Here is a 16,433-nt window from a genome sequence, read left to right on the forward strand (position 1 = left end):
TACAACATTCTGGCAGCTAGGTCTTTTTTTGAAAAATAAGCGTATACTGTATACTTGAAGGTTAAAATTTAGCTGCTATTTTCAGTATATCTAATGAATGACTATATCCAATCGGGAGCTGATGGACATGACCGGTCAAGTTGAAGAAGCGATTAATCAAATGAAAAAGAAATTAGCCGAAAATAATCAGGTGATCGAATTAAATGAAGATGGGTTCATATACAAAGCCACTTGCACCTTCAATTCACCTGCTTCGGATGAACAAATTCATTCCTTTGAAAAGAAAACCGGATTGCTTCTGCCCGATGATTATAAAGAGTTTTTAAAAATAACGAATGGATGCCGTCTATTCGATAATGTGGAATCTGGCGGGGAAAATGATTTATACAGCCTGGATGATATTGTTAATTACACATATGAAAATTCATACGAAGGATGCTATAAAGTGGCATGCATTTATCAAGATAATATCGTGATAGATGGGGAAGCCGTCGCTAAAGGTGATAAGGATTATTTAATGGTAAAAGGCCATATCGATGATTTTGAAGAAGGCGAGAAACTCCATATGGGTTTTGCCGAGTGGATCGAGCAGTTCATTTCCCATCATGGGGAGAAGTTTTGGGATAAAGGTTGATTCCTCAAAAAAAATGATAATCCACTCGTTATTTGCTCAAACTAAACAAGATGATTCCGAATCATCCACATGAGACGCGAAGGAGAGGGTTTGTAATGGCAACCAGACAATCCGTCGATCATTTTTTAGAGCAATGTGAAGGAGCTCTCCATTTTGCAGAGTTTGAATTTAACGAGGCCTCACGGCAGGAGCATTATGATGATGAACAATTTCAAAATTCGCAAAGGTATATCGAAGAGGCTTTGACGGATATGGAACGATTGTATGCCAGCTCGAATGCCCAACAACGGGATATGCTTTCGCGGATGCGGCAGCAGTTGAATGAATTGAAAAATGAAATGATTTTACTGCGGCATTAAAGGGAAGCAAGGGAGCTATGGATGCATAGCTCCCTTTTTTGCACGATTTTCCTTGAATTCGCATATATAATGAAAAACCTGTCGATAATGTTTATGTACGGCTATTGCAATTATCGGTGAAATTGACTAGAATTAATATAATCAAATATTCTCATAAAGACTATGATGAGGAACAGTAGCGATTTGATTCCAGTAAAGAGAGTTGACGGGTGGTGCAAGTCAACCTGGGAGGGTCGTGAACTCCCCTTGGAGTTCCGGGTGTGAAGGTAAAAAGTAATGCCTGGCGTTTTAATCCATGTTACGGATGTTTTAAGCTGGGCGGATTTTAGCTATCGCCAATGTGGGTGGTACCGCGGGAAGATATACATAATCCTCTCGTCCCTATTTTGGGATGAGGGGTTTTTTATTGTTTTTTATACGGAAATTAGGAGGAAATCAAATGAGTTTTGACCATAGAAGCATAGAAACGAAATGGCAGCAGTATTGGGAAGGCAATAAGACATTCAAAACGGGTGAAGAAAGCGGCAAACGCAAATTCTACGCGCTGGATATGTTCCCATACCCTTCAGGCGCAGGTCTTCATGTGGGGCACCCGGAAGGTTATACGGCAAGCGATATCCTAGCACGTATGAAACGGGCGCAGGGGTATAATGTTTTACACCCGATCGGCTGGGATGCATTTGGGCTTCCGGCAGAGCAATATGCGATCGATACGGGAAATGATCCAGCTGAATTCACGGAGCACAATATCAACACGTTCCGCCGCCAAATCAAAGCCCTTGGTTTTTCTTATGATTGGGATCGCGAAATAAACACGACAGATCCCGACTATTACAAATGGACGCAATGGATCTTCTTGAAATTATATGAAAAGGGCCTTGCATATATTGATGAAGTGGCCGTTAACTGGTGTCCGGCTCTTGGCACGGTATTGGCGAACGAAGAAGTCATCGATGGAAAAAGTGAGCGTGGAGGCCATCCGGTTGAGCGCCGCCCGATGAAACAATGGATGCTTCGAATCACGGCTTATGCGGACCGCTTAATCGACGATTTGAATGATGTGGATTGGCCTGAAAACATCAAGGATATGCAACGTAACTGGATTGGACGTTCCGAGGGAGCGGAGGTTACATTCAATATCGATGGCTTTGAAGATGCATTCACGGTGTTCACGACCCGTCCGGATACGTTATTCGGTGCAACATATGCCGTATTGGCACCTGAACATCACTTTGTCGATAAAATTACGACAGCTGATCAAAGGTCGGCAGTCGACGCATATTTAGATGAAGTGAAACATAAAAGCGATTTGGAAAGAACAGACTTGGCTAAGGATAAATCAGGCGTGTTCACGGGGGCATATGCCATTAATCCGGTAAACGGCGAAAAAATGCCGATTTGGATTGCTGATTACGTGTTGATCAGCTACGGAACAGGTGCGATCATGGCCGTTCCTGCGCATGATGAGCGGGATTATGAATTTGCAGTCAAGTTCAACTTGCCGATCAAGGAAGTCGTAGCTGGCGGAGATGTGACAAGTGAAGCATATACAGGCGATGGCCTTCATGTGAATTCGGAATTCCTTGATGGATTGAATAAAGAAGAAGGCATTTCAACCATGATCAAATGGCTGGAAGAAAAAGAAATCGGTACGAAGAAAATAACATACCGTCTTCGCGACTGGTTATTCAGCCGTCAGCGTTACTGGGGTGAACCGATTCCAATCATTCATTGGGAAGACGGCACGATGTCTGCAGTGAAGGAAGAAGAACTTCCATTGATTTTACCGAAAGCTACGGACATCAAGCCTTCGGGTACAGGCGAATCACCACTTGCGAACATTACGGAATGGGTGAACGTAACGGATGAAAACGGACGAAAAGGGCGCCGCGAGACAAATACGATGCCACAATGGGCAGGCAGCAGCTGGTACTTCCTTCGTTATATCGATCCGGACAACAAGGAAGCACTTGCAGATCCTGAAAAATTAAAAGAATGGATGCCGGTCGACATTTATATTGGCGGCGCTGAGCATGCGGTGCTTCACTTGCTTTACGCTCGTTTCTGGCATAAATTCCTGTACGATATCGGTGTCGTGCCAACGAAGGAACCTTTCCAAAACCTATTTAACCAAGGGATGATCCTTGGCGAGAATAATGAAAAAATGAGTAAATCCAAAGGGAATGTCGTGAACCCGGATGATATCGTTGAAAGCCATGGTGCAGATACACTTCGCATGTACGAAATGTTCATGGGACCATTGGATGCTTCGATTGCCTGGTCTACAAACGGATTGGACGGTTCCCGCAGATTCCTTGACCGCATCTGGCGTTTATTAGTCAACGAAGACGGTTCGATCACAGATAAGATGACCGAAACGGATGACACGGGCAAGCTTGAAAAAGTCTATCATCAAACGGTTAAAAAAGTGACCGAGAATTATGAAGAATTGAAATTCAATACGGCGATTTCACAATTGATGGTCTTCATCAATGATGCTTATAAAGCGGATTCGCTTCCTAAAGTATATATCGAAGGCTTCGTCAAATTGCTTGCACCGGTTGCACCGCATATCGCTGAAGAGCTTTGGTCTAAACTAGGCCATTCCGAGAGCATCACATACGGAACATGGCCGGCGTTCGACGAAGCGAAGTTAGTGGATAACGAAGTCGAAATCGTCATCCAAATCAACGGAAAAGTCAAAACGAAATTAATGGTGCCGACTGACACTACGAAAGAAAAGTTGGAAGAAATTGCGATGGGTGATGATTCCATCAAAGAACAAATCGATGGGAAAACCATCCGTAAAGTCATTGCTGTACCAGGTAAATTAGTCAATATCGTCGCAAACTAACCAAATCGAATGAGAGCTGTTCCGCATGTTTTAATGCTGGGACAGCTTTTTTTTTCGTGGGCATTGGCGGAACTTAGGAATTAGGTCATGTTAGGATATTCACCGATTTAAGTCCATTAGCGATGAATCTATCAAATATTGGTATCAACATCGTTATAAGGTGTCGATCGGAGCTCAAATATCTTGCTTAATTGGTACAGGAGAATCATTTTTCTGCTCGCTGTCCAATTGTATCAAGCATTTGTCATAAAAAAGGGAAAAAATTGGTTGATAAAATAATACAGTGTGATAGTTTGGTATAGTACTGTTATTTTATAACCAAATATTGGAGGCGAAACCGTGAAATTTAAGAATGTGAGTCGAATTACGGTGTTTGTGCTTATTTTTGCACTGATTTTCAGCTTGGTTCCACAAAATTCTCAAGCTGCAGCTGTAACACCTATTGAAAATGTAAATACGATTAAAAATGGGGACACTTTGGACGGAAAGTTTGAAAAACCGGGTGTTCAATGGTATCAAATCACTCCCACACAAGAAGAAATACAAAAATTCTCCCATATTGAGTTCGAAGTCAATTCGGATAAAATCTTGAATATTTCCGTATATCAAAATAAAGAAAAAGCAGAAAAAGATGAGAGTAATTATTTTGTCTCTTCTTATCCTGATGAAAAAGCTGTAGTTGATTTCCCATATGCTTGGGACGGCACATATTATGTTAAAGTTGAATATTTCGGCGATACGGATGATGAAGGAAATCCTCTACCGGATGCGGAAAATGTAGCTGAATACTCCATCAATGCCCATTCAGTGACATTGCCGCCATCTGCCGGTGACGAAGGGGAAGATCTCGAATCATGCCCGGTTGAATTGAGTGTAAACGATAAGAAAACGGGAGAATCCATGTTGAAAACACTCCGCGTGTTTAGAGATGAAGTTCTCACGAAATCATCTGAGGGACGCACCCTGTCCTCTTTATACTATAAGGCTTCTCCATTCCTGGCTCTTCATCTGGCTGGTAATAAAACGGCAAGGGAAGCCGTCTATAATCATTTAGTCGTCATTAAGCCCCTTATTGAGGATCTCAATGAAAATGGAGCAAGCAGTACGGCAGTCATTAGCAACAAGCAGCAAGAAGCGATTAAAGCTTTATTCACTAAGACGGCAGACGTCGCTCCGGCTGGATTGAAAAAGGATATGGACGGCATTGCAAAGAAAATCAATCTTGATAAGCTTGCAGGTGAGAGAATCGTCGATATCGCAAGCAAAGCGGGAATCGAACTTCCGGCTACGAAAAATATAAAGAACAAATATATCGTCAAACTTAAACCAGGGAAGTCATTAAGCTCTGTCCAATCCAAAGTAAGCGGAAAAGAATTCGGGACATTATCGGCACCTAAGAAACAAGAGGTTCTGTATGATGATATGTATGTCGTAGAGTTAAAGAATCAAGCAAAAATGAGCACAGCAGCTCTTTCCGGTATTGAAAATCTTCCAGAAGTGGAATATATCGAACCGGTAAAAACGTATAAAGCACTTTCAGCCGATATTCAATCATCGTATCAATGGTCTTTAAATAACCTCGGTGGTGAAGAGGGCATAAAGGGTGCGGACATCGATAACGAAAAACTGCAAAACCTTATTAAGAAACGTAATCTAAAGGATACATTAGTAGCGGTTATCGACACAGGTGTCGATGATTCACTTGCGGATTTGAAAGATACGGTTCGCATGGACTTAGGCAAGAATTTCGTTGATAAGAAGGGAAATGCAGTCGATGACAATGGCCATGGTACACATGTATCCGGAATTATCGCTGCAAAAGCAGACAATGGCTATTCCATGCAAGGAATCAATCCAGTAGCTAAAATCATGCCTGTGAAGGTCTTGGACTCTTCAGGATATGGAGACAATGAGAAAATTGCACTAGGCATTAAATATGCCGTGGACCATGGTGCCAAGGTCATAAACCTTAGCTTGGGCGGAGAATATAGCAGGACGATTGAACACGCCTTGAAAGATGCAGCCGCCAAAAATGTAATGGTTGTCGTAGCAAGCGGTAATGATGGGATGGAAGGTCTTTCTTATCCTGCATCATCTAAATACGCCATTTCCGTCGGCGCAACCAATGCCCTTGATTTAGTATCGGATTATTCCAATTATGGATCGAAATTGGACATGGTCGCTCCGGGGACAGGCATCCCGAGCCTTGTACCTAATGGAAATGTTACCTATATGGATGGTACATCAATGGCAGCTCCTCATGTTGCGGCAGCTACGGCCTTGTTATTATCCGGAAACCCTGGATTGAAATTGAATGAAGTAAGGGAAATCCTTCATGAGACATCGGAATATGTTGCTTTTGAAGAAGAAGATAATGTAGACCCTGATGAGGACTATCCACCTGAGGATGGAGAAATCATAATACCAGAAGAAGAACTTCCTGTCGGAAAAGATTTAGTATCCGGATATGGAAGGCTGAATGCATACAGTGCACTTAGTGCAGTGGATTTAAAAGCAAAAGTCAATCTTGTGATGGATACGCAAACAACACTGACTGGTACAGCTAAAAAGGATTCAGTCATCGAAGTGAAAAGCGGAAACAAAACGCTCGGTAAAGCAACGGCGGCAGCTAACGGAACGTTCACCATTAAAATTCCGGTCCAAAAAGCTGAGCAAATGCTTACTGTGAATATCTCTGATTCTTCCAAACTGGCAACCTCTTCAATCAAAGTATTCGTGAAGAAAGGGAAAGCCCCTAATAAGCCAACCGTTAAAGCTGTAAGTGACAAAGATACGTATGTAACTGGTCAATCACAAGCGGACATGAAAATCACGATCAAAAATAATGCAAAAAAAGTGATTGGTTCAGGTAACACGGACAGCAAAGGGATTTTCAAAGTGAAAATCAGCAAACAAAAAGCCGGCACTAAACTTTCAGTCACAGCTACAGATCTAGCAAAACGGGAAAGCAAGGCGGCAACCGTAACTGTTCTGGATAAAACCGCCCCAGGTGCACCGAAAGTGAATGAAGTGAACGACAAAGCGACCAAAGTAACAGGTAAAGCGGAAATCGGTTCAACCGTCACCGTGAAGTACAACAATAAAAACATCGGAACGGCAAAAGCTGATAACAAGGGGAACTTCTCCATCAAGATCAGCAAGCAAAAAGCAGGGTCCGCATTATATGCCTCTGCAAAAGACAAAGCAGGCAATACAGGAAAAGCGGCAAAAGTAACGGTTAAAGATAAAACGGCTCCAGGAGCACCGAAAGTGAATGAAGTAAACGACAAAGCCACCAAAGTAACAGGTAAAGCGGAAATCGGTTCAACCGTTACCGTGAAGCACAACAATAAAAACATCGGAACAGGAAAAGCAGATAACAAGGGGAACTTCTCCATCAAAATCAGCAAGAAAAAAGCAGGATCCGCATTATATGCTTCAGCAAAAGACAAAGCGGGCAATACAGGAAAAGCAACAAAAGTAACGGTTAAAAAATCAAAATAGTTATAAGAGGTGAAGGCCGTTTAACTTACATGTTAAACGGCCTTTTTATGTTAGAAGACGAATGAAAACACCGCTCGATGATGAGCGGTGTTTTTGATATGAGCGTGTCTTTTGCCTGTGCGTTGTCATTGCGTGATGTCAGATCTGGAGTTTCGCGTTTTAATTCTGAAATAGAACCTACTCTTTTTTCTTGTACTATAAATCTTTATTAGAGAAAAAGAGAGGAGAAAGAATAAAAGTCAAAGTGCAGTAATACCAAATTTCAGGTGGAATTATAAAGATGAAAAAAGGAAGAGTAATAGCATTAGGTACTATTCTAGCCTGCTCAATTGGTTTAGGAACGCTTTCGGTTGAAGCTGGAAATGAGAATTCAGGATATTCCTTTGAGATTAAGAAAGAGCAGGGCAATGAATATACAGGTACAAAGTATCGTCAAACGACTACGCGGAACGGAATACATGGAAAGTGAGAATGTATTATTCAAAAGAAGGAACTAATACCTATACGACTTATTGGCTGGAGAAAAGCAATGGAACGAATGGTAAGGATATTTCATTTCCTTCTAACATTAGTGTCATTATTGAAAACACATCCCTGCTTCACCAGTATGACGCCTATACAAATCTGAAAATATTATCAAAAATCAGGAACATCGCCACTGATGAGGATATTAAATTGGCGATAAAAAGAGTCGGTCTTGATCCTGATTCAAAAATGAAGGTAGGAAAGTTTTCGTTAGGAATGAAACAACGATTAAGTGTCGCCCAAGCGATATTTGAAAAACCGGATATTTTATTATTGGATGAACCAACAAATGCAATTGATGAAGAAGGTGTCATTCAAGTTTATCAAATCTTGAAAGAAGAAAAAGAGCGCGGGTCACTCATCATTTTGACAAGTCATCATAAACAGGATTTAGAAGCATTAGCGGATGAATATATAAAGATGGATAATGGAGGAATCGTTCTTGACTCTAAATAAAAGAATGGCAGCATTAAGCTTACTCGTATTAGTTGGCGGATTCCTTATCTATAAAGTGTACTTTGTTTCAGCAGCAATTAGTGCCGATAATAGAAATCCTGAAAATAATGCAGCGTCCTATAAGGTTTTGGAATCACAAGAGATCAGTGTCGGTAAGGATATCGATCAGGGTTATTATGATATTAAAGCCCTCGATAATGAAGCGGAATTTTTTGGTGATAAAATGCACAAAAATGCCATTTTACATGCAGTGCCAGTTCATCTCAATGGGAATTTGTGGATTAAAGGAAAAGTTGAATTCAAGCCTCCTGAATTTGAAAAGGCAGCGAAAAAGGGTCAAAAGATCATCCTTAAAGATCCTGGTCATTATGTGGTCGGTGCAGAAATACAAGCGGGGAATTATGTACTATCAAGGACATCCGATAGAATCCGAGTGTTTATCGATATAAGAGATGGAACAAAATCAGGAAGTTTGCAAACCATTCAATGGGAAATTGGTGAAAAAGTAAAAAAGCCAATCGAAATTGAACTGAAAAATGGGTATAACGTGTATATTAAGAAAATGGATAAAGATGGTTTCATATCAAATGAGGATGATTTGATATTGGAGAGAAATAATGAGTAATTTAAGTGTATTTAATACAAGCTTAATTGAAAGATAAGTTTGAAATACTATCAATCAATATTGTCTTTATGCACAGATTCAAATCCCATGATCGTTTCTTAAAATGTTAATATTTATTGACTTGAAATTATAAGGAATCAAGCTCAAAAGCGGATTCCTTATTTTAAATGTATATACCTAGGGCGGGATTTTCGAGGGTCATTATATCCGCCGGTTATTTGATGTCCGAGAGAGCTCGCAATGACTACTGCTGCAAAGAGGAGGATGATTTTCTTCAATTTAATATCTTCTTTCCGTTTTTTTTTATTTTAAAAGATTACACCCAAATGCCTCTTCCTTCAACCCCTTTTTAAAATTTTCCCATACCCATTATTTGGACTTTAATACTTCATCAATTTGATCGCCAACCCTTTTTTGAATCTTCAAATGTCTCATTTATTTTCTTGAAATCATAGAGTTTTGTAGTATTAGCGTGCAAAAAATAAACTGTGCAGTTGCCAGTTCGATTCAACTTGCACCTGCATTTGTCAGCTCATTTAGTGAATTCACTTCTCAGGAGGTAGACAACATCGTATTCCTTCAACTCGTCCATATGGCCATCCATATCACCATAAAAATCAGTGGAAAGCGAACGTATGCCTTCATTTCCGCTTGAGTAGCATATACTCGCCAATGCAAGCTTTGTTGTGCTGTTAATATTGATTTTATCAGGACTGCCCCATACGCTGGAATCCCTTCTATCAATGCTCTCAGGATAAGTAGCTGAAATCAAACTGTCATCGTTTTGAATGCTGATATTGAACATCGATTGATCTTGGTCATCATCCGTTTTGGATGTGGTGAAGATAATCGTCCCATTCTTTTCAACCCCAGTTGTCATGCGGCCTTTTTCATTCTCAACTAGTTTACCAAATTCATATTTCTCGACCCAGACGGACATCTCCTTGTATGTATCATCAACTTTGAAATCGATAAGGAAGGAATGTTCACTTGAACTCTCCAGGATTGCTTTTTCCCTAGCGGTCAACTCAGGAACTGAAAGGATATTCTCGGGTTTTGGCCCATCAGCCTTACAGGCGACTAAAGATAATGATAGCAGGGATATGATGATGGATAAAAAGATCTTTTTCATGATTTTCACCTCTTTAATACTTTTGACCTAATTAAAACCAATTCTTATATATTATAACATTATAATGAAAACCGGAATCGGAACGCGGCAAAAAGGCAAGCAATCGGTATGCTTACCTTTTTTTGCATTTAGAATGGTTGGGAAAGAGCCTTATTGGCAACATCTACGTCATTTTGAAGCAGTTGGTTCAAGTCGTATGCAGGATAGAGGTTTCTTTCATAAAGTTAGTTGAAAATCTTGGCATGGGTATCGATGGCTCCATTTAAATGTTTCTTAAATACTTTTCGAAGAGAAGGGGTGGCTGTTTCAGTAATGGCAAGTGCATAACTTTTGATGGATGATTTGGCAAAGCCCAGCAATTCCCCGGCAGCAGCGGCCGAAGCGTCATCCCTTAATACATCGTCATCCCGGCCCGTCTTAGGCGCCAATGGGTAAAATTGCAGCAGCTCCATGATGTTTTGGGTAAGAGTATCAATCGTTTGCTTATATATCGTTTTTAAAATGGGGTCTTTTATTTTTGGATAAGCTTTTTTAAATTTCATAAGGGCATTGGACTGGGCGGCGACCAATTCATGAAGCTCGAGTGTTTCATGCCATGCAAGATGTGAATGGGTGGGTGCCATTTAAATTCTTCCTGAACGAATAATCTTGAACAGTGGGCTATTTGTAAGTTGTCTAGTGAAATCATTTATGGAAAAGGCTGTCCCATCTTCGTTCACATTCACAGTTTAGAAGGGTCGCCATGTTTTATTGATATTGCTCGAGAACAGAGAAAAACTTTTTGGCAAATTCATAAAACACCTTTTCCGATGGTGCCAATTCCCTGTGTTTTGGAGTGATGATGCCAACAGTCCGTTTGACTTCGGGTGTATCGATCGGGATTTTGACGGTAAGTCTTGGAGTGACTTCATAAAACGTACTTTCAGGGAGCAGACTGACTCCGATTCCGGCTGATACGAGACCTTTAATGGAATCCATGTCTTCACCTTCCGAGGTGATGTTCGGTGCGAAACCGGCTGCTTTGCACGCTTCGATAGCGATAGTGTGAAGGATGTATCCTTTCGGAAACAAGACGAATGGATCATTTCGTAAGTCATTTAGTCGCAAACTCTTCCTTTCCGCTAATGGGTGAGTTATGGGCAGTAAAGCGGAAATGTTTTCCGTGAACAGGATATGACCTTCGATATCTGGATCGTTTGTCGGGATTGGTCCAAGGAAGGCTAAACCGATTTCGCGATTTTTGACGGCTTCCTTTAAAGAGGAATAAGATCCCTGTCTTAAGTGGAACCCGATATTCGGCTGCTCATCTTTAAAAGCAGAGATAACGGTAGGTAGTAAATGGGTGGAAAGGCTAGTCGGGAACCCGATTTTAATGGTTCCGTGTTCAGGGTCCAAAAATTCCTCAATTTGATATTTGGCATATTCTATCGCTTGTATCGCCGTTTTTGCATGGATAAGGAATATTTTTCCGATAGGGGTTAACTGAATATTTCGGCCGATTTTTTCAAATAAAAGGACGCCAAGCTCATCTTCCAATCTGGAAATTTGCCGGCTGATTGCTGATTGTGCGATATGCAGGTGCTCTGCGGCTTCAGAGACGTGTTCTCTCTCGGCGACTTCAACAAAATAACGTAATTGCCGTAGTTCCATTTATTCATCCTCCAACCATTCATCTCAAATTGAGATAGATTCTATTAGAATTATATATTGTTTATATCGATTTGAAAACCTAGAATAAATGTAAGTGACATAACGGTGTAAGAATACGATGGGGGCGATTAATATGACATACAATCAAATACCAAAAGCACAAGGGCTCTACCATCCTGAATTTGAACATGATGCATGTGGGATCGGTTTATACGCTAATTTAAAAGGGCTTGCTACACATGACATCGTCAAACAAGGACTGAAGATGCTGTGCCAATTAGATCATCGCGGCGGACAAGGCAGCGATCCCCTTACAGGAGATGGCGCAGGATTAATGGTGCAGATTCCCGATAAATATTTCAGGCTGGCATGCCCGGAGATGAATTTGCCAGCAAAAGGGCGCTACGGTGTAGGCATGCTTTTTTTCTCTAACAATGATGATGAACGGATTGAAATTGAAGCTCGTTTGAATGCATTTATCGAACAAGAGGGCCAAACGCTATTAGGCTGGAGAACGGTCCCTGTTGATGCTGGGAAAATCGGGGAGGTCGGTAAGGAGACATGTCCGACGATCCGCCAAGTATTCATCGGTGCCAGTGAAGGGATAACCAATGATTTAGCTTTTGAACGTAAATTGTTCATTATTAGAAAACAAGCTGAAAACTGGGCTCGTGAACGTGGGAATCGTTTTTATTTTGCCAGCCTTTCAAGTACTACGATCGTTTACAAAGGTTTATTGACACCGGAGCAGGTGGATGCATTTTATCTTGACCTTCAACAGGACGATTTCGTTTCGGCTTTCGCTTTAGTGCATTCCCGCTTCAGCACGAATACTTTTCCTAGTTGGGAACGGGCACATCCAAACCGTTACCTGATTCATAATGGCGAAATCAATACGCTTAGAGGCAATGTGAATTGGATGAAAGCGCGTGAGCAGCAGTTTGTTTCAGAAGCATTCGGAGATGACCTGCAAAAGGTCCTGCCCATTTTGGATATAGACGGCAGTGATTCCTCGATTCTTGATAATGCACTTGAATTCTTTGTCCTTGCCGGGCGTAAACCGGCACATGCGGCCATGATGCTCATTCCTGAACCATGGACGGAAAATCCGCATATGACGAAGGAAAAGAAGGCATTTTACGAATATCATAGCATGCTCATGGAGCCATGGGATGGTCCGACGGCCATATCCTTTACGAATGGCAAGCAAATCGGGGCAATCCTGGATCGAAATGGTTTAAGGCCTGCAAGGTATTATGTGACAAAAGATGATTACATCATTTTCTCCTCCGAAGTCGGCGTGATCGATGTGGAGCCGGAGAATGTATTATATAAAGATCGTTTAAGCCCAGGCAGAATGCTTTTAATAGATTTAGAGGAAGGCCGTATTGTTTCCGATGAAGAAATCAAGACGGAAATGGCTCAGGAAAATCCATACCAGCAATGGCTGGACGAACAGCTTGTTCAATTAAGTGACGAAGAACCAGTGACCGAAGGGAAGCCATTGAGTGATTTGTTATTCAGGCAAAAAGCGTTCGGATACACATATGAAGATGTCCAAAAATATTTACTGCCGGTCATTACCGAAGGCAAAGACCCGCTGGGCAGCATGGGGAATGACATTCCGTTAGCGGTCTTATCAGATCGTCCGCAGTCGCTATTCAACTATTTCAAACAATCCTTTGCACAAGTAACCAACCCGCCAATCGATTCGCTTCGTGAACAGATCGTCACGTCAACGATGACATTTCTGGGTGCGGAAGGAGATTTGCTGAAACCGGATGAAACGAACAGCCGCCGCATTCAATTGGATTCACCTGTTTTGACGCCAGGTCAAATGCAGCAGTTGAAGGAAAATGCCTTTCCGGAATTCAAAAGCAAAGTCATACACACTTTATTTTCAGAAGATTTAGATAGTGAACTCGATCGCATCTGCCGTGAAGCGGAACAAGCGATCGCTGATGGTGTCAGCCTTTTGATATTATCTGACAAGGATATGAGCAAAGAAAAGGCTGCGATTCCTTCCTTGTTGGCTGCGAGCTCCCTTCATCAAGAGCTTATCCGTCATGGAAACCGTACGAAAGTGAGCATTATTGTTGAATCGGGTGAAGCAAGGGAAGTCCATCATTATGCGTCCCTTATCGGGTATGGAGTGGATGCGATTTACCCATACCTTGCTTATGAAACATATAAGCAAGCTGTATTGGAAGGCAGTTTAGCCATCAGCTACGAAGAAACGGTAAGGAAATATGTAAGCTCCTTGACGGAAGGTATCGTAAAAGTGATGTCGAAAATGGGGATTTCCACGATTCAAAGTTATCGTGGGGCACAAATTTTCGAAGCAGTCGGAATTGGTGCTGATGTAATCGAACGCTATTTCAGTGGTACGGCATCGCAGCTTAGTGGGATAGATTTGGAAACGATAGCTGATGAAGCGTTGATTCGCCATAGGAAAGCTGCAGCTGATTCCCTTGACCAAACACTTGAAAGCGGAAGTGATTTTCAATGGAGAAAAACAGGGGAACATCATGCTTTCAATCCTAAAACGATCCATACACTGCAATGGGCCTGCCGGAAAGGCGATTATAATTTATTTAAGCAATATTCCAACTTGGCGAATGAAGAGAGACTCGGGTTTTTAAGGAATTTATTCTCGTTCGATCAAAAGCGCCAAAGCATTTCAATAGATGAAGTGGAATCCGTGGAATCCATCGTCAGCCGATTCAAAACGGGTGCGATGTCATTCGGTTCATTGAGTCAGGAAGCACATGAAACATTGGCGATCGCGATGAACCGTTTAGGCGGAAAAAGCAATAGCGGTGAAGGCGGGGAACACCCAAGCCGTTACCAAGTGGATGAAAATGGTGATAACCGCCGTAGCGGGATTAAACAAATTGCATCTGGACGTTTTGGTGTGAAAAGCCATTACCTTGTCAATGCCGATGAACTTCAAATCAAAATGGCACAAGGTGCAAAGCCGGGTGAAGGCGGCCAGCTACCGGGGAATAAAGTATATCCTTGGGTTGCAGAGGTTCGTGGTTCCACACCAGGTGTCGGCCTGATTTCACCGCCTCCACATCATGATATCTATTCGATTGAGGATCTGGCACAGCTGATCCATGATTTAAAGAATGCGAATCGTGATGCCAGGATCAGCGTCAAGCTAGTATCAAAAGCAGGCGTGGGCACGATTGCAGCCGGTGTGGCCAAAGGAGCTGCAGATGTCATCGTTATCAGCGGGTATGATGGCGGTACGGGTGCATCACCAAAAACGAGTATCAAACATACAGGTCTTCCTTGGGAGTTGGGCCTTGCCGAAGCACACCAAACATTGATGCTGAATGGCCTGCGCAGCCGTGTAGTCCTTGAAACGGATGGAAAGTTAATGACGGGACGCGACGTTGTCATGGCAGCTATCCTTGGAGCGGAAGAATTCGGCTTTGCTACGGCACCGCTTGTGGTCCTTGGCTGTGTCATGATGCGTGCTTGCCATTTGGATACATGTCCAGTCGGGGTAGCTACTCAAAACCCTGAGCTTCGCAGTAAATTCACTGGAGATCCGGATCATGTCGTGAATTTCATGCGCTTCATCGCTGAGGAAGTGCGGGAAACGATGGCTGAGCTTGGTTTTAGAACACTAGAGGAGATGGTCGGCCGCACTGATGTTTTACAAGTGAGCGAGCGGGCACAAAACCATTGGAAAGCTAAGCATCTGGACTTGACGACACTTCTTTTCCAACCGGAGGGGATACGTACGTATCAACTTCCGCAAAACCATAAAATTGAAGAATCCTTGGATATCCGTGAGATTTTACCTGTGGTGCAGCCTGCTTTAAATGATCAAACCCAGGTGGATGTAAGCTTCCCGATTACAAACGTGAACCGTGTGGTCGGAACGATCGTCGGCAGTGAAGTATCCAAACGCTATGGGGAAGATGGGTTGCCTGAAGATACGATCACACTTCGCTTTACGGGATCGGCGGGCCAGAGCTTCGGTGCGTTCATTCCAAAAGGAATGTCGATGTATTTGACAGGTGATGTCAATGACTATGTTGGGAAAGGCTTATCTGGCGGAAAGATCATTGTCACGGCACCTTCTGGGAATCAGATTGAGGCCGGGGACAATGTAATTGCCGGTAATATCGCCTTATACGGTGCAACAAGCGGCGAGGCCTACATTAATGGCCGTGCGGGAGAACGATTTGCCGTACGGAACAGTGGAGTCAATGTCGTGGTTGAAGGGATTGGAGACCATGGCTGTGAGTATATGACAGGCGGTCGTGTGGTCATCCTTGGCGACGTCGGCAAAAACTTTGCCGCAGGAATGTCAGGCGGAATCGCTTATGTACTTGCTGATGATGCAGAAGAATTCAAGGCATTATGCAATGGTGAAATGATAGAATTCGAGACGCTGGCGGATATGGATGATGCAAACGAGGTAAAAGAAATGCTTTACAGCCACCTTCATTATACAGAGAGTGCAAAAGCCTCTTATGTACTGGAGAACTGGGAGGATTTCGTCAAGAAATTCGTAAAAGTCATTCCGAAAGATTACAAACGGATGATGAAAAGCATCAATGAGCAGAAGAACGCTGGGTTGTCGGATGAAGAAGCGATCATGAGTGCATTTCAGGCAAATTCCGTTCAAGATAAAAAAATCACTAAACAAGCTGTGATGCAGTAAGGAAGGGGAG

The 16,433-nt window shown here is 42.4% G+C and carries 9 protein-coding genes, 2 pseudogenes and 1 other annotated feature; of the genes and pseudogenes, 8 read left to right on the forward strand and 3 right to left on the reverse strand.

From position 1 onward, the window contains the following. The first annotated feature begins 127 nt into the window (after positions 1–127). The 7 genes and pseudogenes from QUF94_RS03840 to QUF94_RS03870 all read left to right on the forward strand — a co-directional run bounded on the left by QUF94_RS03840 (position 128) and on the right by QUF94_RS03870 (position 8,957). Positions 128–634 (forward strand): SMI1/KNR4 family protein, encoded by a 507-nt coding sequence (locus tag QUF94_RS03840; protein WP_289314671.1) that lies wholly within the window; start codon positions 128–130, stop codon positions 632–634. Between the two features lie 95 nt (positions 635–729). Continuing rightward, positions 730–993: a DUF2524 family protein gene (locus tag QUF94_RS03845; RefSeq protein WP_061465304.1), complete on the forward strand. Its 264-nt coding sequence runs from the start codon at positions 730–732 to the stop codon at positions 991–993. A 153-nt stretch (positions 994–1,146) separates the two neighbouring features. Then, positions 1,147–1,379 (forward strand) — a binding site (T-box leader). A 53-nt stretch (positions 1,380–1,432) separates the two neighbouring features. Continuing rightward, positions 1,433–3,847 carry a leucine--tRNA ligase gene (gene leuS, locus QUF94_RS03850; RefSeq protein ID WP_289314672.1) on the forward strand — a complete coding sequence of 805 codons (2,415 nt, stop codon included), beginning with the start codon at positions 1,433–1,435 and terminating at the stop codon, positions 3,845–3,847. Positions 3,848–4,186: 339 nt separating this feature from the next. Continuing rightward, positions 4,187–7,351: a S8 family peptidase gene (locus QUF94_RS03855; RefSeq protein ID WP_289314673.1), complete on the forward strand. Its 3,165-nt coding sequence runs from the start codon at positions 4,187–4,189 to the stop codon at positions 7,349–7,351. Between the two features lie 280 nt (positions 7,352–7,631). Then, complete coding sequence (locus tag QUF94_RS03860) at positions 7,632–7,820, forward strand: DUF2712 domain-containing protein (RefSeq protein WP_289314674.1); 189 nt, start codon at positions 7,632–7,634, stop codon at positions 7,818–7,820. A gap of 74 nt (positions 7,821–7,894) precedes the next feature. Continuing rightward, a pseudogene (locus QUF94_RS03865) lies at positions 7,895–8,332 on the forward strand (ATP-binding cassette domain-containing protein); the annotation flags it as partial. Continuing rightward, on the forward strand, positions 8,319–8,957 hold the full coding sequence (locus QUF94_RS03870; RefSeq protein ID WP_289314676.1) for a hypothetical protein: 639 nt from the start codon (positions 8,319–8,321) through the stop codon (positions 8,955–8,957). The pseudogene QUF94_RS03865 and the gene QUF94_RS03870, both read left to right, overlap by 14 nt. A 532-nt stretch (positions 8,958–9,489) precedes the next feature. Here QUF94_RS03870 and QUF94_RS03875 read toward each other — a convergent pair. The 3 genes and pseudogenes from QUF94_RS03875 to gltC all read right to left on the reverse strand — a co-directional run bounded on the left by QUF94_RS03875 (position 9,490) and on the right by gltC (position 11,739). After that, positions 9,490–10,089: a hypothetical protein gene (locus QUF94_RS03875; protein WP_289314677.1), complete on the reverse strand. Its 600-nt coding sequence runs from the start codon at positions 10,087–10,089 to the stop codon at positions 9,490–9,492. A gap of 128 nt (positions 10,090–10,217) precedes the next feature. After that, positions 10,218–10,712: pseudogene (locus tag QUF94_RS03880) on the reverse strand (spore coat protein). A 124-nt stretch (positions 10,713–10,836) separates the two neighbouring features. Further along, entirely contained in the window at positions 10,837–11,739 is a 903-nt protein-coding gene (gene gltC, locus QUF94_RS03885; RefSeq protein WP_289314678.1) for a glutamate biosynthesis transcriptional regulator GltC, read from the reverse strand. Positions 11,740–11,872: 133 nt separating this feature from the next. On the opposite strand from gltC, the gene gltB reads away from it, so the two are divergent. After that, the gene (gene gltB, locus QUF94_RS03890; protein ID WP_289314679.1) at positions 11,873–16,423 is read left to right on the forward strand and encodes a glutamate synthase large subunit; all 4,551 of its coding nucleotides are present in this window, start codon (positions 11,873–11,875) and stop codon (positions 16,421–16,423) included. Positions 16,424–16,433 lie beyond the last annotated feature (10 nt).

Source organism: Peribacillus sp. NJ4 (assembly GCF_030348345.1).
Taxonomy (GTDB): Bacteria; Bacillota; Bacilli; order Bacillales; family DSM-1321; genus Peribacillus.